This window comes from Cobetia sp. 4B (genome assembly GCF_018831605.1).
In the GTDB taxonomy this organism is placed as follows: Bacteria; Pseudomonadota; Gammaproteobacteria; order Pseudomonadales; family Halomonadaceae; genus Cobetia; species Cobetia amphilecti.
Map to the genome: position 1 here is coordinate 1,932,641 of NZ_CP059843.1, position 24,059 is coordinate 1,956,699.

Consider the following 24,059-nt stretch of genomic DNA (forward strand, 5'->3'; position numbering starts at 1 on the left):
GATATCGCGGATGCATGACGCGGCTCGCGCTGCTCCAATAATGAAAAAGCCCCCGCCATGAGACATGGCGGGGGCTTTTTTTCAGCAAGGCAGCATTTATTGCATCAGGTGCGTGCCACGACCGGATTGGCCATCTCGCGGCGTGCAAGCCAGGCAATGCTGATGACCAGCAGACCCGCCAGGCTCAACCAGCCGAACAGGGTGCTGTCGGTCAGGCCCATCACCAGGTAGGCGATCAGCGAGATCGCGGCACCCAGCAGGGCGTAGGGCAGCTGGGTCATCACGTGATCGATGTGATGGCAGCTGGCACCCGTCGAGGACAGGATGGTGGTGTCGGAAATCGGCGAGCAGTGATCCCCGAACACGGAGCCGGCCAGCACCGCGCCCATCATCGGCAACATCATGGCGAGCTCGGTGGCGGCCGCCATGTCACCGGCGATGGGCAGCATGATGCCGAAGGTGCCCCAGCTGGTGCCGGTGGCAAAGGCCATCAGGCCGGAGAGCACGAACAGCAGCATCGGCAGCCAGGTCGGAGACACGACGCCCTCGACCAGCGTGGCCAGGTACTGTCCGGTCCCCAGAGAGCCGATGATGCCGGTCAGCAACCAGGCGAAGACGAGGATGTAGACGGCCGGCAGCATGGAGCTGGCGCCCTGGGCGATGGCACTCAGGCTGCGACCAGCGCCCATGCGATGACGCAGCAGCATCACTACCGCGGCCAGCAGGCCGATGGCGCCGCCGATGATCAGCGACTTGGCGACATCCGTCAGCTCGAAGGCGCGAATCAGGCCGAAGGCCTCACCCTCGGCGGCCAGTGCGCTGGCGCCGGTCTGCACGATCATGAAGAAGGTCGCGATGACCAGCACGATGATCGGGATCAGCAGGTCCATGGGGCGGCCACGCTCGGACTCTTCCACGTGGGTGTTGCCCGGCGGATTGCCGCGCTTGGCATCGAAAAGCTCACCGTCGCGCGCCGCGATGGCATGACGGCGCATGGCACCGAAGTTGATGTCGAACCACGCCGAGGCGATCACCAGTACCAGCGCCGCAATCGCGTAGTAATTGAGGGCGGAGAGCTCAAGGAAGGCACCGAACGGGCTGACATCCGTGATGTGGTGGGTCGCCAGGATACCGGCGATCAGGCTGATGATGTAGGCACCCCAGCTCGAGATCGGCGTCAGCACGCAGACGGGCGCGGCGGTGGAGTCGATCAGATAGGCCAGGCGCGCGCGCGACAGCCCCTGACGATCGGTCAGCGGACGACAGATGTTGCCCACGGCCAGGCTATTGAAATAATCATCGATGAAGATGAATACCCCCAGCAGCACGGTCATCAGCTGCGAGCCACGGCGGGTAGTGACTCGCGCCCGCGCCCAGTTGCCAAAGGCACGGGTGCCACCTGCCAGCGTGATCACGCCGACCATGGCACCCAGTGCCAGCAGGAACAGCAGGATATAGACATTCCAGCTGTTGAGGCTGGCCTCGGCAAGCTGACCGCTGTCCGGCATCTCGATGAAGACGGCAACCAGCTGCTGCCAGAGATAGTGCAGCGTGACGAGCGGCGAGAAATCATTCAGCAGCAGGGCGCCTGACACGATACCCAGCCCGAGGGAGAGCATGACACGACGTGTCAGTATTGCGAGACCGATGGCTATGATCGGGGCGAGCAGCGAAAGCGGGGACGCCGCGTAGCTGGTCAGTTCCATGTATCACCTGTAATCAAAGGCAGGCGCCGGGACAAAGCGCGCTACCGGGTGCCGTTATGGCGGTTATGGTGCGTGGGTGTCAGGGAGTTGCACCGCCTGATCGCAGCGCACACTCGCGGGATCGCCGTTGCGCAACGGCAATCGATGAGTCGCGAGCCTGCGCCCGACAAGTCCTGGGCCGCCACTGGCAGGCGGCGACTTCCGGAAGGGGGCGCATTATGCCCGAGCCAAACAAGACGTGAAACATTACCGTGTTCATCTAAAGTCTAGGTGGCAGTGAAAAACACCGCCGTTGCGCTATTTTCCCCCTAGAATTCGGGCGTAGAAGTCCGCTTTACAGTGGGCTCTTCTTGCTTATCCCCGTGGGATATGAAGAATGGCGCTCACCAAAGCATGTCGAGCAGCCCGATCGTAGTGGTTGCTCGCTGTCAGTCGCAGGAAAGCCATGGGCTTTCCGTTGCCCTGGCAGCGTCGACAAGACCAAAAACCCGCCAAAGCGAGACCGACATGTCGGAAACAACGTCCATCATTCCAGCGCCGATTCTGGCGTTGATCGATGCAGGCAATGGCCTGCTGTGGGGCAGTGTATTGATTTACCTGCTCATCGGAGCGGGTCTCTTCTTCACGGTCATGACCAAGGGTATCCAGTTCCGTTATTTCGGACATATGTGGAAGCTGCTGGCCACGTCTCGTCAGGGCAGCGAAGGCGGCATCTCTTCCTTCCAGGCACTGGCGACCTCTCTGGCGGCGCGCGTCGGTACCGGTAACCTTGCCGGTGTTGCCGTGGCGATTTCCCTGGGTGGCCCGGGCGCCATCTTCTGGATGTGGATGACGGCGCTGGTCGGCATGTCCACCAGCTTCATCGAGTCCACCCTGGCGCAGGCCTACAAGGTCTCCCACGATGACAACACCTTCCGTGGTGGCCCGGCCTATTACATCGAGAAGGGCCTCGGTCAGCGCTGGATGGCGATCCTGTTCTCCGTGTGTCTGATCATCGCCTTCGGTCTGGCCTTCAACTCAGTGCAGTCCAACTCCATCGCACTGGCCATGGAGCAGGCCTTCAGCGTGCCGCCCTGGATCATGGGCATGGTGCTGGTCGTGGTCATGGTGCCGATCATCTTCGGCGGCATGAAGCGCATCACGCGTACCGCTGAGCTGATCGTGCCGCTCATGGCGCTTCTCTATCTGCTGCTGGCCATCTTCGTCGTGGCCATCAACATCACCGAGCTGCCGGCGGCGCTGGGCACCATCTTCCGCAGTGCCTTCGGCCTTGAACAGGCCGCAGGTGGCGCGCTGGGTTACACCATCGCCCAGGCGATGATGAACGGCATCAAGCGGGGTCTGTTCTCCAACGAAGCGGGTATGGGTTCCGCCCCGAACGCCGCCGCGATGGCGACCACCAAGCACCCGGCGTCCCAGGGCTTCGTTCAGATGCTGGGCGTGTTCATCGACACCCTGGTCATCTGCACCGCGACCGCGGCCATCATCATCATGAGCGGCACCCTGGGCAACGATGGCGGCAATGACGGCATCCAGATCACCCAGGCAGCGCTGTCCTCACAGGTCGGTAGCTGGGGTGGCGGCTTCGTGGCCATCGCCATTCTGCTGTTCGCCTTCACCTCGCTGGTGGCGAACTACTCCTATGGCGAGTCCAACATCGAGTACATCGCCGGCAAGAAGAACGCCAAGGCCGTCATCATGGTCTATCGCTTCGCCGTGCTCGGCATGGTCATGCTCGGTGCTGTCGCCAGCCTGAAGAACATCTGGAACTTCGCTGATCTGTCGATGGGCGCGATGGCCTTGATCAACCTGATCGCCATCCTGCTGCTGTCGCCGTTGGCCTTCCGTATCTTCAAGGATTACGACCGTCAGCATAAGGCCGGCAAGGAGCCGACCTTTGATCCGGAGCAGTTCCCGGAGCTCAAGGGCAAGGTCGATGCCAGCATCTGGAAGAAGTGACTCTGACACTCGCTTTCATTGCATGGATTTCATTGCATCGCTGTCTTTGCAACATAAGGGGCGCCGGGGGAGACTGACGGCCTGACCATCTGGCCAGATTTTCCCCGCAGGCACCTGTCAAGGGCCGCGCATCGTGATACGATGCGCGGCCATTTTGCGTTCTGGCAACGTGCAAGCCTTGCGGCGGTTGTCAGTGAAGCATGTCGGCTGACGCATGCCTGCAACGCTCAATCGCTGCGACAAGGCGTCAAGGCCGATGTCAGGCCATGGCAGCTGATGTCAGCATCGACGACACAAACCTCAACACGCTCGTGACAGGGTTCCCTCACCCCTGGACGACGGCTTTGATCCAAAAAGGACCTGCAATGCTACTCCTCTCGTCTGCCCAGACGCAGCGCGCACTCGTCGCCCTGGCCCTGTTTCACATCCTCATCATCACCGCCAGCAATTACCTGGTGCAGTTGCCGATGACCCTGTTCGGCTTCCATACCACCTGGGGCGCCTTCAGTTTCCCGTTCATCTTCCTGGCAACGGATCTGACCGTGCGTCTGTTCGGCAAGTATCAGGCGCGGCGCATCATTGCGCTGGTCATGCTGCCGGCGCTGTTGGTCAGCTACATGGTGTCGGTGATGTTTCAGGCGGGCAGCTTTGCCGGGGTAGAGGCACTGGCTGACTTCAACCTGTTCGTGGCCCGTATCGCGCTGGCAAGCTTCATTGCCTACGTGATCGGTCAGTTGCTCGACATTCAGGTGTTCGATCGTCTGCGTCGCAATGCCCACTGGTGGATCGCGCCGTTGGCATCGACATTGTTCGGCAATCTCGCTGACACCTTTGCCTTCTTCTCGGTGGCGTTCCGCAATGGGCCCGATGCTTTCATGGCGGCTCACTGGATCGAGATCGCCTGGGTGGATTACGCGATCAAGCTGGCCATCTCGATATTGCTGTTCCTGCCGATGTACGGATTGTTGCTCAATCGCCTCACGAATCAGTTGCTCAAGCGCGGCCTGGTCGATGAGCGAGAGCCTGTGTGACATAAAACTGTCATATCATTTTCTCCCGTTTCGCCGTTGTCAGTCAGGGATATAGCGCCGGATTGTGCTAACGTTGCACAAACTGGAATGACGGGAGGGAGCCATGAAAATCGCTGCGGTGTACAGCATCAAAGGGGGCGTGGGCAAGACTGCTTCTGCCATCAATCTGGCGCATTGTGCCGCCAACAGTGGCCTGCGTGTGTTGCTGTGGGATCTTGATCCGCAGGCCGCTGCGACCTTCTACGTGCGTACCAAGCCCAAGCTGAAGGGCGGGGTCGAGAAACTGATCAGCGGCAAGCAGGACATGTCCCGCGTGATCCGTTCCACGGATTATCAGAACCTGGATGTCCTGCCGGCGGAATTCTCCTACCGCAATCTCGACCACATTCTCGAGGAAGAGAAGCGCACCCGACTGCGCAAGGTCCTCAAGCCGGTGCGCGATGACTACGACCTCGTCATCCTCGATTGTCCGCCGAGCATTTCCAGTCTTTCCGAGCAGGTCTTCGCCTCTGCCGATACCCTGCTGGTGCCGATCATTCCCACGGTTCTGTCGCTGCGTACCCTGGAGCAATTGAACGCCTATCTGGCCGAGATCGATCTCGATGTGCCCGTCTGGCCGTTCTTCACTCTGGTGGATCGCCGCAAGACATTGCACAAGGATGTGATGGAATCGCTCAAGCAGGATTATCCGCTGCAGCTCAGTGGCTTTATCCCGTATTCCAGCGTGGTCGAGCGCATGGGGATCGAGCGCAAGCCCATCGGGACTTTCTCGCGCAACAGCTCACCGGCGGTCAGCTATCGCAGCCTGTGGCAGGAAATCGGCCAACGCCTGAGCCTGCTCAAGGAGCCGACGGTGGCGCCAGCGCCAGCCGCCGCCAAGACTTCTGAGGCTGAATCAACCGCCACCGCGCCTCAAGGTGCTGCCACCGGCAAGGCCAGCGCCAAAGGGGAGGCGGCCAGCAAGTCCGCGGCCAAGCCCGCCAGCAAGGAAGCTTCAAGCAAGAAAGTACCCAGCACTGACAAGAAGCCGGCGAGCAAGGATTCTGCCAGCAAAGTTGCCAGTAAAGACAGCAGCAAGGCGACCAGCAAGTCGGCCGCCAAGGGCAAGAAGAAGGGCGGCAACCTGGGCGATTGATGCCGAGTGTCAGCCAGCCAGAAATACAGAGCCCCGCCAATTGGCGGGGCTCTTGCGTATTTGAGTGGCAGCTCTGTCCATGGCAATTCTGTCACTGGAGTCTCAGGGCTGCTCAGACATGACAACCACGGCATGAAAGTCATGCCATTACAGCCGCGTCACTACAGTCCTGTATCTGAGTTCTTCACTACAGCCCCGGCAGCCCTGAACTGGCATCGGCTTCTTCCAGCAGGCGCTTGAGCGGGGCATGCAAGGCAGGTGAGGCCACCACGATATTCTCGCCATAAAGCTCATCGGGAATGCCGTCCGGGCAGCGATACAGGTGCCCCGTGCGTGCGCCGGCTTCACGCGCGATCAGAAGGCCCGCGGCAAAGTCCCAGGGGGAAACGCTTTCGTAATAGGCATCCAGACGTCCGCACGCCACATCACAGAGATCCAGCGCGGCACTGCCGTTGCGGCGTACATCCTGACAGACCAGCAGCATGGCCGAAAGGCGCTTGAGCAGCGGCGGACGGCTGTCACGGTTGTAGGGGAAGCCGGTCGCGACCAGCGCGCGGCTCATCTCATCGGTCTCGCTGACCGAGATGCTCTCGCCGTTGAGCCAGGCCCCCTTGCCGCGGATGGCGGTGAAGGTCTCGCCGAGGAAGGGCGCATGCACGACCCCCATCTGGATCTTGCCGCGCTCGCACCAGGCGATGGACACGGCGACATGGCGCAGGCCATGGGCAAAATTGACGGTACCGTCGATGGGGTCGATCACCCACAGGCCGCCCTTGGTACCGATCACATCCCGCTCAGGTGACAGCTCTTCGGTAAGGCGCGCATCCTCGGGAAATTCGGCTTCGAGCGCTTCCGCCAGGAAGGTATCGATCGCCACGTCGATGTCGGTGACCAGCTCATCGCCTTTCTTGTAATGGTGCGCGAAACCTTGTTCCTCGCGCGCTTGCACCATGCGTTCACCAGCCTGTCTGGCCAGTTCCGTTGCTCGTTCCAGGCGTTGTTCCAGCGTCATGTGGCTCTCCGGCAGCGATGATCAGGTCGGATGAGGCAACCCTCACTCATCCGATGCCTCCTTGTATAACAGACTCATGTGGCGAGTTCAGCCTCGGGCAGTGAGCGCCGGCGCATGAAACAGGTAATGAAAGCGTCGATTCAGCTCATTCATGCCCCGTCATGGTGCCTGGCAGGCAAGGCATGCACTGTCAAAGCGACACCGGTCAGTGTGGTTACCAGAGTTATAGCGTTATCTTGCAAGCCGTGCCGTCTTTTACCGGGCTGGCTTTCTGTCACTCGGTTATCAGAGGGCCTTTTGCCACTCGATGCCCACGCCATGGCAGGGTGGTGGCTCCCGTCGAACACATCAGCAATTCAACATTTGTTTCATTTCTGAAATTCTGGCGCACTTGTTGCAGTAGTCTGGGCATGAGGCTCGGCGAGTTGGCGAGTCTTCCCGCATTCCATGCCCTGCTGCACGAGGAGCGACCGTGAGCCCGACCTTTGACCAGATTCATCCTCCCCAGCGCCTGCTGATGGGCCCCGGTCCGATCAATGCGGACCCGCGTGTATTGCGAGCGCTTTCCGCTTCCTTGATCGGCCAGTACGACCCGGCAATGACGCACTACATGAACGAGACGATGCAGCTCTATCGCGGCGTCTTCGAGACCACCAATGATGCCACCCTGTTGATCGATGGTACCTCGCGCGCCGGTATCGAGGCGGTGCTGGTCTCGCTGATCCAGCCGGGGGATCGTGTGCTGGTGCCGATCTTCGGCCGCTTCGGTCATCTGCTGCGCGAGATCGCCGAGCGCTGCGGTGCCGAGGTGCATACGCTGGAATGCGAGTGGGGCCAGGTGTTCCGCCCGGAGCAGATCGAAGCCGCCATTCGCGAGGTCAAGCCCAGTGTGCTGGCGCTGGTGCAGGGCGATACCTCGACCACCATGTGCCAGCCGCTGGAAGACATCGGCGCCATCTGTCGCCGCGAAGGCGTGCTGTTCTACAGCGATGCCACGGCCTCGCTGGCGGGCAATCCGCTCAAGACCGATGAGTGGGGGCTGGACGCCGTCACCGCAGGCTTGCAGAAGTGTCTGGCGGGGCCGTCAGGTAGCTCGCCGTTGACGCTGTCGCCGCGTGCGGTGGAGGTGGTGCATGCCCGGCGGCATGTCGAGGCGGGCATCAGCAGCGGCAGTGATCGTCTGGCGGAGCCGGGCGCGCGCATCCGCTCCAACTATTTCGATCTCTCCATGGTGCTCGATTACTGGGGAGAGCTGCGCCTCAATCACCACACCGAAGCCACCAGCATGCTGTATGGCGCACGTGAGTGTGCGCGCCTGCTGGTCAATGAGGGCATGGACAACGCCATCGCGCGCCATGCGTTGCATGGCCAGGCGATGGTCGAGGGCTTGAAGGGGCTGAGGCTCGCGCTGTTCGGCGACCAGGCCCACCGCATGAACAACGTCAGTGCGGTGATGATTCCCGACGGCCTGGATGGCGATGGCCTGCGCCGCAGCATGCTGGAGGACTTCGGCATCGAGATCGGCACCAGCTTCGGCCCGCTGCATGGCAAGGTCTGGCGTCTCGGCGTGATGGGCTACAACGCGCGTCGCGATACCGTGCTGACCACGTTGGCGGCGCTGGAGCAGACCCTGCGCCGGGGTGGCGTCAAGACTGTGGCCGGCGGTGGCGTCGGCGCCGCGCTGGACTTCTATCAGGAGCATCAGGGTCAGGCGGCCAATGGCCGTGCCAATCCCAGCACGGGAGGCCAGTCATGAGTGATGCCGAATCCATACCCCCGGGCGCCATCGCGCCGCTGGAAACGGCCGCCGATGTGCTGGCCGCCTGCGACACCCTGGCGGCGATCTCACGCAGCGATAGCGGGATCGACCGCCGCTATCTGACGCCGGAACACGCTGCCGCCAATGCCACCACGGCTGGCTGGCTCAAGGCTGCCGGTCTGCGCAGCTGGCAGGATGGCGCCGGCAATCTCTGGGGCCGCTGGTGTCCACCCGCTCTCACCGCTGCTGCTGACAGCGAAGCCGGCGTGCCGCGACTGGTGATCGGCTCGCATCTGGACAGTGTGCCGGACGCTGGCCGTTATGACGGCATTCTTGGTGTCCTGCTCGGGGTGGCCGCCTTGACACATTTCAGGCAGCGCGCCGATGCCGGCGAGCAGAGCTTGCCCTTCGCGCTGGAAGTGGTCGGTTTCGGTGATGAAGAGGGCACCCGCTTCGGTGCGACCCTGCTCGGCAGCCATGCCATCGCCGGACGCTGGCAGTCGGACTGGGAGCGGGTAGAGGATGAGGACGGCATCCCGCTTGGCGACGCGCTCGAACGCTTCGGGCTTTCCGGGCAGACGGCCGCCAGGGCCAGCCTGCAGGCGAATCCGCCGCTGGGTTATCTGGAAGTACACATCGAACAGGGCCCGGTGCTGGAAGCCGAGAATCTGGCGCTGGGCACCGTGACGGGCATCGCCGGCGCGCGACGCTTCGCGGTCAACTTCGTCGGCCAGGCGGGACATGCCGGCACCACGCCGATGGCGCTGCGTCAGGATGCGCTGTGTGCGGCGGCGGAGTGGACACTGGCGGTGGAATCGCTGGCGCGTGATGTCCAGGCGGGCAAGCGCGCTGACATGGCGGACCACTCGCTGGTCGCGACCGTGGGTTGTTGCGAGCTGCGTCCTGGGGCGGTGAATGTCATCCCCGGGGGGGCGGCACTGAGTCTGGATATCCGCGCGCTGGACGATGCGCAGCGGGATCGTGCGCTGGATGAACTCTTGAACGAGGCACATCGAATCGCGGCGCGACGGGGCCTCACCTTCCACTGCGAGCAGACGCATGCGGCCGATGCCGTGGCCTGTGACGAGGGATTGATGCAGGCCGTCGATGCCGGTATCGCGGCTACCGGTCAGGCGCCATTCCGGCTGCCGAGTGGTGCCGGGCATGACGCCATGGCGGTCAGTCATCTGTGTCCGGTGGGCATGCTGTTCCTGCGCTGTGAGCGCGGTATCAGCCACCACCCGCTGGAGGCGGTGACCGAAGACGATGTCGCCAAGGCCCTGGCGGCACTGATCGCCAGTATCGAGGCCGTGGCCGTCAGGTACGTGTAGGACAGCACGCGTAAGACAGAACGCGTAAGACAGCACCCATTGGCGGCCGCCGAGGCGCTCGTGTCTAACTGGCCTCGAGCAGCCCCGGCAGGCGCACTGCGGCGATCGCATTTATCTGGGCCAAAGCCTCCTGGTATTCCGCCTCGGTGGATTGCGGCAGGCGGCGCTCCAGTTCCTCGAGAATGCTGCTGGCGCTGTGGCCCTTGACGCAGATGATGAACGGAATGCCGTGGCGCGCCTGGTAGTCGGCATTGGCCGTCAGGAAGCGCTCACGGGTGGCGTCATCGAGCTGATCGAGCCCTGCGCCACGCTGCTCGCCCTGCGAGGCGGGCGTCAGGGTCTCCAGCTTGCCGGCAGCCAGCTCAGGATGGGCCAGAATCAATTGGTGGCGCTCGACATCACTGGCCTGGCGTACCGCATTGGCACACGCCGTCAGCAGGACTTCCATGCTCGCGAACGGACGCTCTGCCGCGGCGCGTTCCACCACCCAGTCCGAGTGCTCATAGAGACCACTCAAGCGTCGTGCCAGCGCCTCGGGTGGCAGGGCGTTGAGCGTGTCCAGCATCACCAGATAGTGCATCGGGGTCTCGATTGGCATGCGCCTTGCTCCAGAGAGGGGGATAGGTTTGAAAAGCTCACGGAATCATCAGCTTGCAAGGCGCATGCCGTCGCTGGCAACGCGTCTGACCAACGCTGTGTCACACGCTGCATCGTCATGCCAGCGGTTGACGACAAGGCTGTATCGCCACCGGCTTGCCTGACGGCGACGAGCGGCGCCTGTCATGGGGCGATACGGCCTGCACCTTGACCGATCGGTCAGAATGCAGCAATGCACTCATCGGGTGCAATACCACCAACCGCTGACGGCAGGCCAGAGCAGGACAGGCCAGAAATACGAAACACGGCCGTCTTTCGCACAGCTTCATTTGTACAGGCCCTCGTCTTACAGGGCCCAGCCGTACCCGCCACATCCACACAAGAACAGGAAATCGCCATGCCCAGACTGACGACGCATGTGCTCAATCAGGCCGAAGGCATCGCTGCCAGCGGTGTGCATATCACCCTGGAGCGCCAGGATGCACAGGGTCACTTTCACGAGATCGCGCAGGTCACGACCAATGCCGATGGGCGTCTCGATGCGCCGCTGCTAGAGGAAACCGACGCTTCCGCTGATCTCTCCGGCGTCTATCGTCTGATGTTTCAGGTCGGGGATTACTTTGCCAGCCGCGCGGTGGGCAAGGGCATGCTCGGCCGCGTGCCGGTCGAGTTCACCCTCGAGGCCAGTGGCCATTATCACATTCCGCTGCTGGTCACTCCGTGGGCCTACAGTGTCTACCGCGGCAGCTAAGGAGCCGGCATGAGCGCATATCTTCTCGATTGGGCGATGCTGCTGACCCGCTGGCTGCATGTCATGGCGGGGATCGCCTGGATCGGCGCATCGTTCTTCTTCATCTGGCTCGACAATCGGCGAAAGCCTGCCACTCATGCGGTAGATGGCCGCCCCGGCGGCGAGCTGTGGGCGGTGCATGGTGGCGGTCTCTATCATCTGTTTCGCCACGATGGGGTCAGTGAAACGCTGCCCAGCGAGATCCACTGGTTCAAGTGGGAGGCCTATGTCACCTGGCTTTCCGGGATGGGGCTGTTCACGCTGATCTACCTGCTGCAGCCGCACGCCTACCTGATCGACCCGCGCGTGTTCGAGATGAGCGGCACCCTGGCCGTGTGCAGCGCTCTGGGCGTGCTCGTCGGCGGCTGGCTGGGCTACGAGGCGCTTTGTCGCAGCCCCTTCAAGCGCCATGCCGGGGCGCTGTTCGTCGCGGTCGGTGTGTGGCTGACGCTGGCGGCGTGGGTCGCGACCGAACTGTTCTCGGGGCGTGCCGCCTTCCTGCTGATGGGCGCGCTGATGGGCAGCATCATGGCGGGCAACGTCTTCAATGTGATCATCCCGGGTCAGAAGGCCCTGCTGGCCGCTGCGCAGCGTGGGGAAACGCCGGACCCGATCCACGGCCAGCGCGCAAAGCAGCGCTCGGTGCACAACACCTTCATCACGCTGCCTGCGGTGCTGATGATGATCAGCAACCACTATCCGCTGCTGTATGCCAATGACTATCGTCTCGGCGTCATCCTGCTGTTGTTGGTGACGGGCGGTCTGATCCGGATCGCCACGGTGGATCACCACAAGGGAGTCAAGCGCCTGTGGGTGCCCGCGGGGGCAGTGTTGGCGCTGATCGGCGTGATCCTGCTCTGCGCGCCGCGCTCACAGACGGCGCCCGCGACTGTCGAGACAAGCGCGCCTTCAGCATCTGTCGCGGCCAGCAGCGCCGCTGACAATGAGGCCCCGGGGGAGAATCAGGCCTTGCGAGACAAGGTCAGCCATATCGTCGAGCAACGCTGCGCCGGCTGTCACAGTGATACGCCGAACTTGATCGGTTTGACGGCTCCGGCAGCAGGCGTGGCCTTCAATGGCTGGGATGACATCCAGCGTCAGGCCATGCGTATCCATCAGCGCACGGTGGTCGACAAGAGCATGCCGCTGGCCAACATGACCCAGATGACCGATGCCGAACGTCAGCTGCTGGATGACTGGTGGCAGGCGACACGCTGAGGGGCAATGGCCGAGAGAGTCATGAATGGGGGCGTACTGACCAGCGGCGCTCCAAGTCGCCGCTGGTCAGAATCAACTCGCAAGAACTCGTCAGCACCCACTCGTCAGCAGCAACGCTACAGTTCTGAGTCCGGTGGCCGATAGACGTGATACTTCTCTCATGGATCGATCGGGGTATCGCGTAGTGATGACAATAAAAAAGCGTCTGGCCCGCGCCAGTGTCGGCAGCAAGCTCGCCTTGCTGGTATTGCTGTTGATGATGGCGGCCTTCACGGCGCTGGGCCTGGTGTTCTCGACGGCCAGCAAGGTGCAGGTAGAAGAGGGCACCGAACGCGCTCTCACTCAGCAGCAGCAACAGATCACCAACACCATCGAGCTGTTCGACACCACCATGCAGTCCAGCGTGACGCGCATGCTCAATGCCTTCCTGGCGACCATTCCTGACAACTTCACGCTGATCGAGGACCGACGTCTGCCGATCGGCGAGCGCGATGCGCCGGCGCTGCTCAATGCCGGCTTCATGCTCAACAATCAATCCGGTTATCTGGCCGATTTCGCCAATCGCACCGGTGCGCCGGTCAGCTTCTTCGTGCGCGATGGTGAGGATTTCGTGCGCATTGCCACCACCCTCAAGACCGAAGATGGCTCAAGCCTGCTCGGGCTGACGCTGAGTGGTGGGGTCAAGGACGCGCTGAATGCCGGCCAGCCCTATACCGGCATGCTCTATCTGGCGGGCCGTCACTACATGACGCGCTATCGTCCGATCACCGACTTCAATGACAACCTCATCGGTGCCTCGTTCATTGGGGTGGATGTCGGCGAGCAGATCGATGAGCTGTATGCCACCATCACCAATATCCAGTTGCATGAGAAGGACTTCAGTCTGGTGGCGAGCACGGCGCCGGGCCAGCAGGGCAAGGTGCTGACGACGGGGCAGTGGCAGGGCCGCTCGCTGATGGACTTCAAGAATGCGCAGGGCGAGCCGGCCTTCGCGCCGCTCTTCGCCGCCGACAGCGGTCAGATCGATTACCGCCTGGCGGGTGAAGACAGTGACCGTATCACCAGCTTCCAGCACTATCCCGCCTGGGACTGGGTCGTGGCGACCACGATCGACAAGCAGGAAGTGACGGCGGGCATCACGCAGGTCCGCAATCAGGTCTTCGGGCTGGCACTGCTGTTGGCGCTGGCCGTGGCCGGCATTCTCTACTTCCTCGAGCGTCGCCTGATCAGTCGTCCGCTGGATGCGCTGGTGTCACTGGCTCAGGCATTGGCGCGGGGCGATCTGTCCCAGCGCATCACCAGTCAGCGTCAGGATGAGATCGGCAAGCTGACCGCGGCCATGAACAGCGTCGGCGAGGACCTGAGCCGAGTGGTCGGTCAGGTGCGGGGCACCACGGGCGCCGTCAATCAGGCCGCCGGCGAGATTGCCCAGGGCAACGAGGAGCTTTCGGCACGCACCGAGCAGTCCGCCTCCAGCCTGCAGGAAACCTCGGCCTCGATGGAGGAGATCACCACCACCGTGCAGCACAGTGCCGATTCCGCCCAGCAGGCCAGCCAGCTGGTCAATTCGACCTCCGAGCAGGCGCGCCGCGGCAATGATGACATGCGCAAGGCGCAGGCGAGCATGGAAGACATCAACCGCTCCGCCGAGCGTATCAGCGAGATCATCAGTCTGATCGATGGCATCGCCTTCCAGACCAACATCCTGGCGCTGAATGCCTCGGTGGAAGCGGCGCGGGCCGGTGAGCATGGGCGTGGCTTTGCGGTGGTCGCGCAGGAAGTGCGCACCCTGGCGACGCGCTCAAGCGATGCATCCCGCGAGATTCGCGGCCTGATCGACGAATCGATCTCGCACACGCAGCAGGGCGTGGCGCAGGTGAAGGACGCCAGTCAGGCGATGGCCGAGATTCTTTCCAGTGTCGAGCGCGTCAACGACATGATCGCCGAGATCAGTGCCGGCGCGCGTGAGCAGAGTGCCGGCGTGGGCCAGGTGAATACCGCGGTGAGCGAGCTGGATGCGATGACGCAGCAGAACACCACCCTGGTCAATCAGGTCAGTGGCGCGGCGCGCAGCATGAGCGCACAGGCTCAGGCACTGGAGCAGCTGATGGCAGGCTTCATGGTGGCGGGTGGACAGACCATGACCACACACGCCATGTCGCATCAGTCCATGTCGCACCAGTCCATGTCGCCTATGAACAGTCAGCCGATGGCGGATGGCGAGCAGTCTGCCTTCACGCCGCCGGCAACCGCCTCGCGCGGCTCCCAGCGTCGTGAAGAGGAGGAGTGGGAAGCCTTCTGAGCCGCGCTCTGCTCCAAGCTGACCCCTGAGCTCGATCCTGCGCCAAGAGCTTGATCGAGCGCCATTGAATGTGACAGCTAGCCGTTGATGTTTCCGCCAAGCCCTTGCCGACTGCCGTCGGTGAGGGCTTTTTCGTGGCCAGGGCTCATGTGATCCACGTTCATGTGATCAACGCTCATGTGGCCAACGCCCGCCACTGATATCCGCACCATATGAAAGTGTCATCTTGATGACAATTGGTGGTGTTTTTTGCTGTCTTCTGAAAAATGATGAATTCTTTTTTCTGGCCCTTCAGTTAAGTCAACGTTGGTCGATAGTCGGTGAACTTCCACCACACCGGGTACCCGCGGTATGACTTCACTCAGACAGCGTCTGGCGCATGCCAGCGTCGGCAGCAAGTTGGCGCTATTGATCCTGATCCTCATGATGGCAGCGTTTCTGACGCTGGGACTGGTGTTCTCGAGCGCCAGCGCACGCCAGGTTGAAGGAGACATGGAGATTGCCCTCAAGCAGCAACAGCGTCAGGTCACCCAGATGCTCACCTTGTTCGATACCTCGATGCAGGCGAGTGTCACACGCATGCTGAGCGCATTCCTGGCCACGATTCCCGACAGTTTCAGTCTCGATGACAGTCGCAGACTGAAAGCTGGTGAGCGTCTGGTACCGGTGCTGCGCAATGCCGGCATCATGCAGAACAGCCAGCCACTGTATCTGGACAATTTCACCCAGAGGACCGGCGCCCCTGTCAGTCTGTTCGTGCGCGATGGCGATGACTTCATCGGCATTTCCACCTCGTTGCAGAATACCGATGGTTCACGCATGCTCGGCTTCGCACTGGAGGGCAAGGTACTGGCTGCGCTGCGCAATGGTCAGTCCTACAGCGGCTTGCTGAACCTGGCAGACAAGCATTACATGACGCGTTATCAGCCCATCGAGGACGAGGCGGGAAACATCGTGGGTGCCTCCTTCATCGGGGTGGATATCGGCGCTCAGATCCAGGAGCTCTACACCACGATCACCAACGTGAAATGGCATGAGGGAGATTTCAGTCTGCTGGCAAGCACTGCCGCCGCGAGCCCTGGCCGGGTACTGGCTGGCGACCAGTGGCAGGGGACTTCATTGCTTGATGTCCGTGATGACCAGGGGCGTCAGATCTTCGCGAAGTTGCTCGACCAGCCCCAGGGCCAGATGGAATATCGCCTGCCCGGAGAGACGGGCACCAAGGTCACGCGCTTCGAACAATACCCGGCGTGGGACTGGGTGGTGGCGACCACGGTCGACAAGCAGGCCATCACCGCCGATATCATCCATCTGCGCAACCTGGTGCTCGGCCTGTCGTTGCTGTTGGCATTGGCGGTGGCGGGCCTGTTGTACTGGTTGGAGCGTCGCTTGATCAGTCGTCCGCTGGATGCGCTGGTGTCACTGGCTCAGGCATTGGCGCGGGGCGATCTGTCCCAGCGCATCACCAGTCAGCGTCAGGATGAGATCGGCAAGCTGACCGCGGCCATGAACAGCGTCGGCGAGGACCTGAGTCGAGTGGTCGGTCAGGTGCGGGGCACCACGGGCGCCGTCAATCAGGCCGCCGGCGAGATTGCCCAGGGCAACGAGGAGCTTTCGGCACGCACCGAGCAGTCCGCTTCCAGTCTGCAGGAAACCTCGGCCTCGATGGAGGAGATCACCACTACCGTGCAGCACAGTGCCGATTCCGCCCAGCAGGCCAGTCAGCTGGTCAATTCGACCTCCGAGCAGGCGCGCCGCGGCAATGACGACATGCGCAAGGCGCAGGCGAGCATGGAAGACATCAACCGTTCCGCCGAGCGCATCAGCGAGATCATCAGTCTGATCGACGGCATCGCCTTCCAGACCAATATTCTGGCGCTGAACGCCTCGGTGGAAGCGGCGCGGGCCGGTGAGCACGGGCGTGGCTTTGCGGTGGTCGCGCAGGAAGTGCGCACCCTGGCGACGCGCTCAAGTGATGCATCCCGCGAGATTCGCGGCCTGATCGACGAATCGATCTCGCACACGCAGCAGGGCGTGGCGCAGGTGAAGGATGCCAGTCAGGCGATGGCCGAGATTCTCTCCAGTGTCGAGCGTGTCAACGACATGATCGCCGAGATCAGTGCCGGGGCGAGAGAACAGAGTGCCGGCGTCGGCCAGGTGAATACGGCGGTGAGCGAGCTGGATGCGATGACGCAGCAGAACACCACCCTGGTCAATCAGGTCAGTGGCGCGGCGCGCAGCATGAGCGCCCAGGCCCAGGCACTGGAGCAGCTGATGGCAGGCTTCAAGGTGGCAGGCGCTCAAGACATGGCAACATCGTCAATGTCGCGCCAATCCGTGTCGCATCAGTCCATGTCGCACATGAACACTCAGCCGATGGGGGATGGCGAGCAGTCTGCCTTCACGCCGCCGGCAACCGCCTCGCGCGGCTCCCAGCGTCGTGAAGAGGAGGAGTGGGAAGCCTTCTGAGCGCGCTCTGCTCCAAGCTGAACCCTGAGCTAGCCCCTGCGCCAAGAGCTTGATCGAGCGCCATTGAATGTGACAGCTAGCCGTTGATGTTTCTGCCAAGCCCTTGCCGACTGCCGTCGGTAAGGGCTTTGTCCTTTCAGGCCGGGTGTCGCGCCGCGAAGCGTTCCAGCTCCTGAGGCTCGCAGCGCTCGCCGACGAAGACCTCGACATACTCGGCGACGCGGCTGATGCGCTCGCTGACGCTTTCCTGAGTGCGCATCGACAGATAGCCGATCTGGGTCAGGTAGGTGGTGCGTGCCCGCACGTTGGCGAGTTGCTCGGGCTGGCCGTAGCGCATCAGCATGCTGGTCAGCGCTTGAATGCGTGCCTGATCGGCGCGGGCGACGGCAGCGGCGACCTCCGCGTTCTGAGAGGCCCAGTTGCGGATCGCCAGCTCGAAGCGTGAATCGAACAGTGACGCATCCAGCCAGCAGTCGAAGACATTGAGCATGGCTTCCACCACCGTGGCGGCGTATTGCTCGCAGCGACCGATCAGGCCGGCGGTATTGTGTGCATCCCAGCGCGCGAGTAGCGCGGTGAGCAGGGCGTCGCGGTCCCTGAAGCTCCAGTAGAAGCTGGTGCGTGACAGGCCCAGCGTCTTGGCCAGTGTCAGGACGCGCACCGAATCCACGCCGCCCAGCAACAGCTGCTGATAGGCGGCTTCCAGCCAGTCCTCGGCCTTGCCGCGCCCGGCAGCCTGGGCGCCGTCACTTGCCGGGGGGACGCTTGGGGACTCTGGCATGGACGGTCTCCTGAAAGGCGGGGGTTGGTGGGGCTCATGTGAGGTCGATCGCGCGATGACAGCATGAGCATGCTGTTTGCGACAGCGACGAGTCTGGCTGCGTCAGGCGGGCGAGAACGGCGTGTCCGGCGACGCATGGTCTGAAGCCTAGGACTATAGTCAGCGTATGTACACAGGTGTACTCAATAAAGACACCCCTGTTCTCGCTGTCTGCTCATCAGGAGGCCACATGGCTCAGGACCCGCTGCTCACGCCGTTCACGCTCAAGCATCTGACCCTCAAGAATCGCTTGATGATGACCTCCCACGAGCCTGCCTATCCGGAAGATGGCATGCCCAAGGCGCGTTACCGCGCCTATCACGAGGAGCGCGCGCGTGCCGGCATCGCGCTGACCATGACGGCGGGCTCTGCCTCGGTGGCGAAGGACAGCCCGCCGGTGTTCAACAACATCCTGGCGTATCGCGATGAGGTGGTGCCGTGGCTCAGCGAGCTGACCGATGCCTGTCACGAGCATGGCACCGCGGTGATGATCCAGCTCACCCACCTGGGGCGCCGTACGCGTTGGGACAAGGCCGACTGGCTGCCGGCGGTCTCGGCGTCCCATCGTCGTGAGGCGGCGCACCGCGCCTTTCCCAAGCGGGTCGAGGACTGGGATATCGCACGGCTGATCCAGGACTACGCCGACGCCGCCGAGCGCATGCAGGCAGCCGGCCTCGACGGTATCGAGCTGCAGGCCTATGGCCATCTGATGGACCAGTTCTGGTCGCCGCTCACCAATACCCTGGAGGGCCCCTACGGCGGCAGTCTCGAGAATCGACTGCGCTTCACCATGGAAGTGTTGAGCGCCATTCGCGCACGGGTGGGCAGCGAGTTCATCGTCGGCGTTCGCTACACCGGAGATGAGTGTCTGAGTGGGGGGCTTGATGCCAGCGATGGCCTGGAAGTCTCGCGACTGCTGCGCGATAGCGGTCAGGTCGATTTTCTCAATGTGGTGCGCGGCCATATCGATACCGATGCGGGCCTCACCGATGTCATCCCGATCCAGGGCATGGCCAGTGCGCCGCATCTCGACTTTGCCGGACAGATTCGCGAAGCGATGGATTTCCCGACCTTCCACGGCGCCAAGATTCAGGACATCGCCACCGCGCGTCACGCCATCGCCACTGGCAAGGTCGACATGGTCGGCATGACGCGCGCCCACATGGCGGACCCGCACATCGTGCGCAAGCTGATGGCAGGGCAGGAGGAGACCATCCGCCCCTGTGTCGGGGCCAACTATTGTCTGGATCGCATCTATCAGGGCGGCTCCGCTTACTGCATCCATAACGCTGCGACCGGGCGGGAGCTGGAGCAACCGCATGACATCACGCCTGCCGAGGTCACCCGGAAGGTCGTGATCATCGGCGCGGGCCCGGCAGGGCTCGAGGCCGCACGCGTCGCCGGTGAGCGCGGCCATCAGGTGGTGGTGCTGGAAGCGGCGGACCAGCCGGGTGGCCAGATTCGCCTCACCGCCCAGAGCGAGCGGCGACGCGAGATGATCGGCATCATCGATTGGCGCATCAGTCGCTGTGAGGCGCTCGGCGTCGAGATGCGCTACAACGTCTTCGCCGAGGCCGAGGATGTGCTGGCGGAGCAACCCGATGTCGTCATCGTGGCCACCGGTGGCTACCCCGAGGAAGACATGCCGCAGGTCGGCAGTGAGCTGGTCGTCTCCAGCTGGGACATTCTCTCGGGCCATGTCACGCCTGGCCGCAACGTGCTGCTGTTTGATGACGCGGGTGACCACGCTGCGCTACAGGCCGCCGAGATGATCGCCAACTCCGGTGCCAGGCTCGAGATGATGACGCCAGATCGCACCTTCGCGCCGGAAATCATGGCCATGAACCTGGTCCCCTACATGCGCAGCCTGCAACGTCTCGCCGTCACCTTCACGCCGACCTATCGCCTCGGCAGTGTCACGCGCAGTGAGGATGGCCAGCTGATCGCTCATATCGGCAGTGATTATCTGGATGACGCCGTGGCGCAGGGCATGGGCACCGGAGCCTACACAGATCAGCGCCTCGTTGATCAGGTAGTGGTCAACTACGGTGCCCGCCCGATGGAAGATCTCTACTTCGAACTCAAGCCTCACTCACGCAATGGCGGGGCAGTGGACTACGACGCTCTGATCGCAGGCCTCGCCCAACCGGTGGACGGCCCGAGCCCGGAACACACCGAGCGCGCAGCAGAGAGCAGCTTCCAGCTCTATCGCATCGGCGACGCCGTCGCGACCCGCAATACCCATGCGGCGATCCATGACGCGCTGAGGCTGATGAAGGTGGTGTGAGGTTATATCTAAAGATTTAATTCTATGGGCAAGAAGATGATTGTCTATTGTTGATTTTGGAGTTTATTATAGCAGCATAAGCTATGAGGTTTGTGAAGCTAGTGATATACTTGGTGATATATGAATTGGTTTCCGAGTAAGTACGGTTATATTTTTCGGCTATTGTCGTACGCTATAAGCTTTTGGTTTACATGGATAATGTTGTTGAAAGTTCATGCTGTAACTTTAGAATAGTGCTAAGAGGCTGCTATTGTGATTGATTTTCAAGAAATAAGTAAATGGTTGACAGATTTTTCTTCAAATATAAAGATGGACTTGTTTTGGACACTAGTTTCGGGTATTTTTCTGTTTTTGTTAAAGCAGTTTTGTGATTATAGAAACGAAGTTTCTGTAAGGACAAGAAAAATTAGCGCATGCAAGTTATTGATACTTCAAGAAACAAAGTTGAATTTAGACTCATTGACCTGCATGCTTTCAATATTAAATGAAATTGAAGCTCTTGAGAGAGAAGGAGGCGAATCAAAATTCACACTCTCGATTAGAGAAATGGGTAATGAGTATTTAATCGGAGAGTTGGACGATGTGTTGAAAATCAGCCGTCCTATACCTCAGAGTTTTGATAACGTATATCACAAAGTGTTGCTTGATGTGGCTGAATTGAACAAGTCATTCTTCTTTTCTGTCCAAAATGGGTATGAAGGATTATCTAAACTCAAGCATATACACTCGGGGTTGATTAAATGTCTGCAAGCTGAACAAAACAATGAGCCCTTCCCTCACAACATTGCTCGAAGCGGTTTTGTTGAGTACGCCAAGAATGAACTAGGTAGGGCTGAAGTACACTTGATTAAACTAAGAGATTATTGTGAGGCATAATGGTTATTTGTGTTGGTTTTTTAATGTTGTCGTAAATATGACTCGGCCTGCCACAGATATAATAAATATTGCCCCCATCTTTTCAGTAGAGGTACTGTCAGGATGGGTGCCTTCCAGCCAGAGCATGCCGTCTGGCTGTATCGCGCGGATGCGCTTGATGATGCGGCCGAAGTGGGGGTGCTGTGCCACCACGATATCGCCGATGCGATAGCGAGATTTCCAGCGTTTCAGCGTCACGACATAATCTCCCGGCGCAAGGCCGGGAGACATGCTGAGTCCATTGACGCGATAGAATCCGATGGGCATCCGTTCACTCTTGATCAATTCACTCTTCATCAGTTGTTAGGCGCGTCATGTCGTTGCCTCTATCCATTACGATAAACTCGACATGGGCGGCTAACATGACGCCAAAAGAAATGAAACTGCGCTTTACCGCATTGCCTGGGGCTGACTTGTAGATGGCCTTGAGGCCTTGGCCCCCTCAAGATACGAGAGCGGTATTGTCATGAGAAATGGAGGGGCTGCTGACGCAACACCAAGGACTCCGCCACGCTACCTTCGCAGAGGGGTATCAGTCGCCAATTGCAGATACTGAGGGTGATATGGTTCATGCCAGCAGGTCATGCCCCTGCGGGGATTGGAAGGGTGCAGGCGCAGCAATCAAGGAAAGAATGGGGAACGCGGTAAAGCCGCCAGGCAAGAAATTAATGGCAGGAAATTCATGGGGGGCATGCATGGCTGGGAATGCACATTCATGATCTGTGTCAGGCACAGCATGAAGATTGATGCAGTGTCTTGCGACGCAGTGCATCAGTATTCAGAGTCCGAGATATGATGCAATGCATGAGCGAATATCGAGCACAGGAATCCACTTCATGGGGCTCGCAACAAGGAGAGAACAATGGCACTGAAGATTCTGGTCTTTCTGGGGTCGGTGCGGACCAGCACACCCCCCGCACCTGCACGTCTTGGGGAAAGGGTTGCCAGGTGCTGCGTCGCACAGCTCGAGGAAAGTGGCCATGAGGCGGTGCTGATCGATCCACTCGATTACGATCTGGTAGACCCCTTCAAGCCGCTGTTCTCCTATGCGCAGCGCAATGCCCCCCAGGACTTGCTCAACCTCGCCCAGCAGATCGAAGCGGCAGATGGGTACGTGATGGTCAGCCCTGAGTACAACCATTCCATGAGTCCGGCGCTGGCCAATCTCCTGAATCACTTCGGCAGCTCGCTTTATTCCTACAAGCCCTCGGTGATTGCGACTTACTCCGCAGGACAGTGGGGCGGGGTGCGCGCAGCGGTCAACATGCGCACCTTCCTTTCGGAGCTGGGCTGCTTGCCGGTCTCGGCGATGATTCACGTGCCTCGGGCGCAGGAAGTGCTCAATGAAGATGGTGGCTACGCCGAGAATCAGGATGCCCGGGAATGGGGCGGCTATCTCGAGCGCGCCTTCGAACAACTTGCCTGGTGGGCGAATGCCGCCAGGCGTTATCACGAGAGCGAAGACGGTGAGAAGCGCCCCGGCGCCTTCACGCGCAGCCCCTCGCAGCGCAACGCGCCTTGAAGGAGCGATAGCATTCCACGCCTCGATAAACGGGTGACGCAGCAAAAAGGGACTGCCTGAGCAGTCCCTTTTTGCATTGATAGTCAGTCACGTTTCGTCATGTGACTGCCGGCTCACTCGAAGTAGCCACGCACCTTGTCCATGTCATCGGTCTCCGTCAGCGCCAGCGAGAGTAGAATGCGCGCCTTCTGAGGATTGAGGGCGCCACTGCCGATGCCTTCTTCCTTGGCACTGACGATACCATTGCCGGTACGGGTGCTGCGCACGACCGGGATGCCATCCGCCATGGCCTGCTTGACCAGCGGCTTGACGGTCTCGGGAATCGAGCCATTGCCGCTGCCGGCGATCACGATGCCTTTGGCACCGTTGTCGAGGGCGGCGGTGAACAGCGCCGGGTCCATATCCTGGTGGGCGTAGATGATATCAACCTTCGGCAGGCCATCGAGGGATGTCACGTCAAAGCGAGGCTTGTCGGTCGGTGTCGCCGGTGTGTAATAGAAGTGCGGCTTGCCGCTGATGAAGGCACCGAGGTAACCCTGCTCGGTCGCCTTGAAGGTGTCCATCATGATGGCATTGGTCTTGGTGGTGTAATACGCCGAGCCGATGCGGTCGTTGAGCACGATCATCGCCCCACGTCCCTCCGCGCCTTCATCGGCTGCCAGGGTGACCGCCTCCAGCAGGTTGAAGGGGCCATCGGCACTGATGGCAGTCGCCGGACGCATGGCGCCGACCATTACCACCGGCTTGTCACTGTCGATGGTGAGATCCAGGAAGAAGCCGGTCTCCTCCAGCGTGTCGGTACCGTGGGTGATGACCACGCCGTGGGTGGCGTCCGTCGCGAGCTCTTCATTGATCGCCTTCGACAGCTTGAGCAGGATTTCCTGATCGATATTGCTGCTGCCGGTGTTGGCGATCTGTTCACCGGTCACCTCGGCGACATCGGCCAGTTCTGGTACGGCGTCCAGCAGCGCTTGCACCCCCAGGCTGCCGGATTTGTAGTTGGTGGTGTCCGTGGAGGAGGCAGAGCTACCCGCAATCGTGCCGCCGGTGGCATAGATTTTCACCCCCGGGTGTTCCGCGGCGTTGGCCTGAATGCCATAGGCCAGGGAACAGGCGGCGATCGAGATGGCAGCTACAAGGCGGCGGGGAGTCATGAAGTCAGCTGTTGTCATTGTGGTGAGTCGCTCTGTCGTTGTTATGAGTGGA

Annotated in this window: 18 protein-coding genes; 12 read left to right on the forward strand and 6 right to left on the reverse strand. The window is 61.2% G+C overall.

Going from position 1 to position 24,059, the window contains the following annotated elements; translation table 11 throughout:
* Positions 1-104: 104 nt before the first annotated feature.
* Positions 105-1,706, reverse strand: coding sequence for a Na+/H+ antiporter NhaC family protein (locus H2O77_RS08255; RefSeq protein WP_192838207.1), 1,602 nt, complete (start codon positions 1,704-1,706; stop codon positions 105-107).
* Positions 1,707-2,213: 507 nt separating this feature from the next.
* Here H2O77_RS08255 and H2O77_RS08260 point away from each other — a divergent pair.
* The 3 genes from H2O77_RS08260 to H2O77_RS08270 all read left to right on the forward strand — a co-directional run bounded on the left by H2O77_RS08260 (position 2,214) and on the right by H2O77_RS08270 (position 5,831).
* Positions 2,214-3,665, forward strand: coding sequence for a sodium:alanine symporter family protein (locus tag H2O77_RS08260; protein WP_131431976.1), 1,452 nt, complete (start codon positions 2,214-2,216; stop codon positions 3,663-3,665).
* A gap of 365 nt (positions 3,666-4,030) precedes the next feature.
* Positions 4,031-4,696 (forward strand): 7-cyano-7-deazaguanine/7-aminomethyl-7-deazaguanine transporter, encoded by a 666-nt coding sequence (locus H2O77_RS08265; RefSeq protein ID WP_215824349.1) that lies wholly within the window; start codon positions 4,031-4,033, stop codon positions 4,694-4,696.
* Between the two features lie 103 nt (positions 4,697-4,799).
* A complete protein-coding gene (locus tag H2O77_RS08270) occupies positions 4,800-5,831 on the forward strand; it encodes a ParA family protein (RefSeq protein WP_215824350.1) in 1,032 nt (343 codons plus the stop codon).
* Positions 5,832-6,018: 187 nt separating this feature from the next.
* Here H2O77_RS08270 and H2O77_RS08275 read toward each other — a convergent pair whose 3' ends face one another.
* Entirely contained in the window at positions 6,019-6,843 is an 825-nt protein-coding gene (locus tag H2O77_RS08275; RefSeq protein WP_043332713.1) for an inositol monophosphatase family protein, read from the reverse strand.
* A gap of 472 nt (positions 6,844-7,315) precedes the next feature.
* On the opposite strand from H2O77_RS08275, the gene H2O77_RS08280 reads away from it, so the two are divergent.
* The gene (locus tag H2O77_RS08280; protein WP_240548761.1) at positions 7,316-8,599 is read left to right on the forward strand and encodes an alanine--glyoxylate aminotransferase family protein; all 1,284 of its coding nucleotides are present in this window, start codon (positions 7,316-7,318) and stop codon (positions 8,597-8,599) included.
* Positions 8,596-9,933 (forward strand): allantoate amidohydrolase, encoded by a 1,338-nt coding sequence (locus H2O77_RS08285; protein ID WP_215824351.1) that lies wholly within the window; start codon positions 8,596-8,598, stop codon positions 9,931-9,933. Before H2O77_RS08280 ends, H2O77_RS08285 begins: the two co-directional genes overlap by 4 nt.
* 64 nt (positions 9,934-9,997) lie before the next feature.
* Here H2O77_RS08285 and uraD read toward each other — a convergent pair whose 3' ends face one another.
* Entirely contained in the window at positions 9,998-10,531 is a 534-nt protein-coding gene (gene uraD / locus H2O77_RS08290; protein ID WP_215824352.1) for a 2-oxo-4-hydroxy-4-carboxy-5-ureidoimidazoline decarboxylase, read from the reverse strand.
* A 396-nt stretch (positions 10,532-10,927) separates the two neighbouring features.
* Here uraD and uraH point away from each other — a divergent pair, with 396 nt between their 5' ends.
* The 4 genes from uraH to H2O77_RS08310 all read left to right on the forward strand — a co-directional run bounded on the left by uraH (position 10,928) and on the right by H2O77_RS08310 (position 17,309).
* Positions 10,928-11,281, forward strand: a complete 354-nt coding sequence (gene uraH / locus H2O77_RS08295) for a hydroxyisourate hydrolase (protein WP_215824353.1) — start codon at positions 10,928-10,930, stop codon at positions 11,279-11,281.
* A 9-nt stretch (positions 11,282-11,290) separates the two neighbouring features.
* On the forward strand, positions 11,291-12,538 hold the full coding sequence (locus tag H2O77_RS08300) for a urate hydroxylase PuuD (RefSeq protein WP_215824354.1): 1,248 nt from the start codon (positions 11,291-11,293) through the stop codon (positions 12,536-12,538).
* A gap of 187 nt (positions 12,539-12,725) precedes the next feature.
* Complete coding sequence (locus H2O77_RS08305; RefSeq protein WP_240548796.1) at positions 12,726-14,840, forward strand: methyl-accepting chemotaxis protein; 2,115 nt, start codon at positions 12,726-12,728, stop codon at positions 14,838-14,840.
* 351 nt (positions 14,841-15,191) lie between these two features.
* The gene (locus H2O77_RS08310; protein ID WP_215824356.1) at positions 15,192-17,309 is read left to right on the forward strand and encodes a Cache 3/Cache 2 fusion domain-containing protein; all 2,118 of its coding nucleotides are present in this window, start codon (positions 15,192-15,194) and stop codon (positions 17,307-17,309) included.
* 136 nt (positions 17,310-17,445) lie between these two features.
* Here H2O77_RS08310 and H2O77_RS08315 read toward each other — a convergent pair whose 3' ends face one another.
* Positions 17,446-18,090, reverse strand: coding sequence for a TetR/AcrR family transcriptional regulator (locus tag H2O77_RS08315; RefSeq protein WP_215824357.1), 645 nt, complete (start codon positions 18,088-18,090; stop codon positions 17,446-17,448).
* Between the two features lie 229 nt (positions 18,091-18,319).
* Here H2O77_RS08315 and H2O77_RS08320 point away from each other — a divergent pair, with 229 nt between their 5' ends.
* Entirely contained in the window at positions 18,320-20,416 is a 2,097-nt protein-coding gene (locus H2O77_RS08320; protein ID WP_215824358.1) for an NADH:flavin oxidoreductase, read from the forward strand.
* A gap of 252 nt (positions 20,417-20,668) precedes the next feature.
* Complete coding sequence (locus tag H2O77_RS08325; protein ID WP_215824359.1) at positions 20,669-21,292, forward strand: hypothetical protein; 624 nt, start codon at positions 20,669-20,671, stop codon at positions 21,290-21,292.
* Positions 21,293-21,295: 3 nt separating this feature from the next.
* Here the strand turns inward: H2O77_RS08325 and H2O77_RS08330 are convergent, their stop codons facing one another.
* Positions 21,296-21,598: a S26 family signal peptidase gene (locus H2O77_RS08330; protein ID WP_215824360.1), complete on the reverse strand. Its 303-nt coding sequence runs from the start codon at positions 21,596-21,598 to the stop codon at positions 21,296-21,298.
* 595 nt (positions 21,599-22,193) lie between these two features.
* On the opposite strand from H2O77_RS08330, the gene H2O77_RS08335 reads away from it, so the two are divergent.
* Positions 22,194-22,853 (forward strand): NAD(P)H-dependent oxidoreductase, encoded by a 660-nt coding sequence (locus tag H2O77_RS08335; protein WP_240548762.1) that lies wholly within the window; start codon positions 22,194-22,196, stop codon positions 22,851-22,853.
* Positions 22,854-22,966: 113 nt separating this feature from the next.
* Here H2O77_RS08335 and H2O77_RS08340 read toward each other — a convergent pair whose 3' ends face one another.
* Positions 22,967-24,007: a type II asparaginase gene (locus H2O77_RS08340; RefSeq protein WP_215824361.1), complete on the reverse strand. Its 1,041-nt coding sequence runs from the start codon at positions 24,005-24,007 to the stop codon at positions 22,967-22,969.
* Positions 24,008-24,059 lie beyond the last annotated feature (52 nt).

Coding starts and splice junctions, on each gene's coding strand:
- H2O77_RS08285 (WP_215824351.1), top strand. CDS start 8,596: ATGAGTGATGCCGAATCCATACCCCCGGGCGCCATCGCGCCGCTGGAA.
- H2O77_RS08330 (WP_215824360.1), bottom strand. CDS start 21,598: ATGCCCATCGGATTCTATCGCGTCAATGGACTCAGCATGTCTCCCGGC.
- H2O77_RS08305 (WP_240548796.1), top strand. CDS start 12,726: ATGACAATAAAAAAGCGTCTGGCCCGCGCCAGTGTCGGCAGCAAGCTC.
- H2O77_RS08310 (WP_215824356.1), top strand. CDS start 15,192: ATGACTTCACTCAGACAGCGTCTGGCGCATGCCAGCGTCGGCAGCAAG.
- H2O77_RS08320 (WP_215824358.1), top strand. CDS start 18,320: ATGGCTCAGGACCCGCTGCTCACGCCGTTCACGCTCAAGCATCTGACC.
- H2O77_RS08270 (WP_215824350.1), top strand. CDS start 4,800: ATGAAAATCGCTGCGGTGTACAGCATCAAAGGGGGCGTGGGCAAGACT.
- H2O77_RS08300 (WP_215824354.1), top strand. CDS start 11,291: ATGAGCGCATATCTTCTCGATTGGGCGATGCTGCTGACCCGCTGGCTG.
- uraH (WP_215824353.1), top strand. CDS start 10,928: ATGCCCAGACTGACGACGCATGTGCTCAATCAGGCCGAAGGCATCGCT.
- H2O77_RS08335 (WP_240548762.1), top strand. CDS start 22,194: ATGGCACTGAAGATTCTGGTCTTTCTGGGGTCGGTGCGGACCAGCACA.
- H2O77_RS08275 (WP_043332713.1), bottom strand. CDS start 6,843: ATGACGCTGGAACAACGCCTGGAACGAGCAACGGAACTGGCCAGACAG.
- H2O77_RS08340 (WP_215824361.1), bottom strand. CDS start 24,007: ATGACTCCCCGCCGCCTTGTAGCTGCCATCTCGATCGCCGCCTGTTCC.
- H2O77_RS08260 (WP_131431976.1), top strand. CDS start 2,214: ATGTCGGAAACAACGTCCATCATTCCAGCGCCGATTCTGGCGTTGATC.
- uraD (WP_215824352.1), bottom strand. CDS start 10,531: ATGCCAATCGAGACCCCGATGCACTATCTGGTGATGCTGGACACGCTC.
- H2O77_RS08315 (WP_215824357.1), bottom strand. CDS start 18,090: ATGCCAGAGTCCCCAAGCGTCCCCCCGGCAAGTGACGGCGCCCAGGCT.
- H2O77_RS08265 (WP_215824349.1), top strand. CDS start 4,031: ATGCTACTCCTCTCGTCTGCCCAGACGCAGCGCGCACTCGTCGCCCTG.
- H2O77_RS08255 (WP_192838207.1), bottom strand. CDS start 1,706: ATGGAACTGACCAGCTACGCGGCGTCCCCGCTTTCGCTGCTCGCCCCG.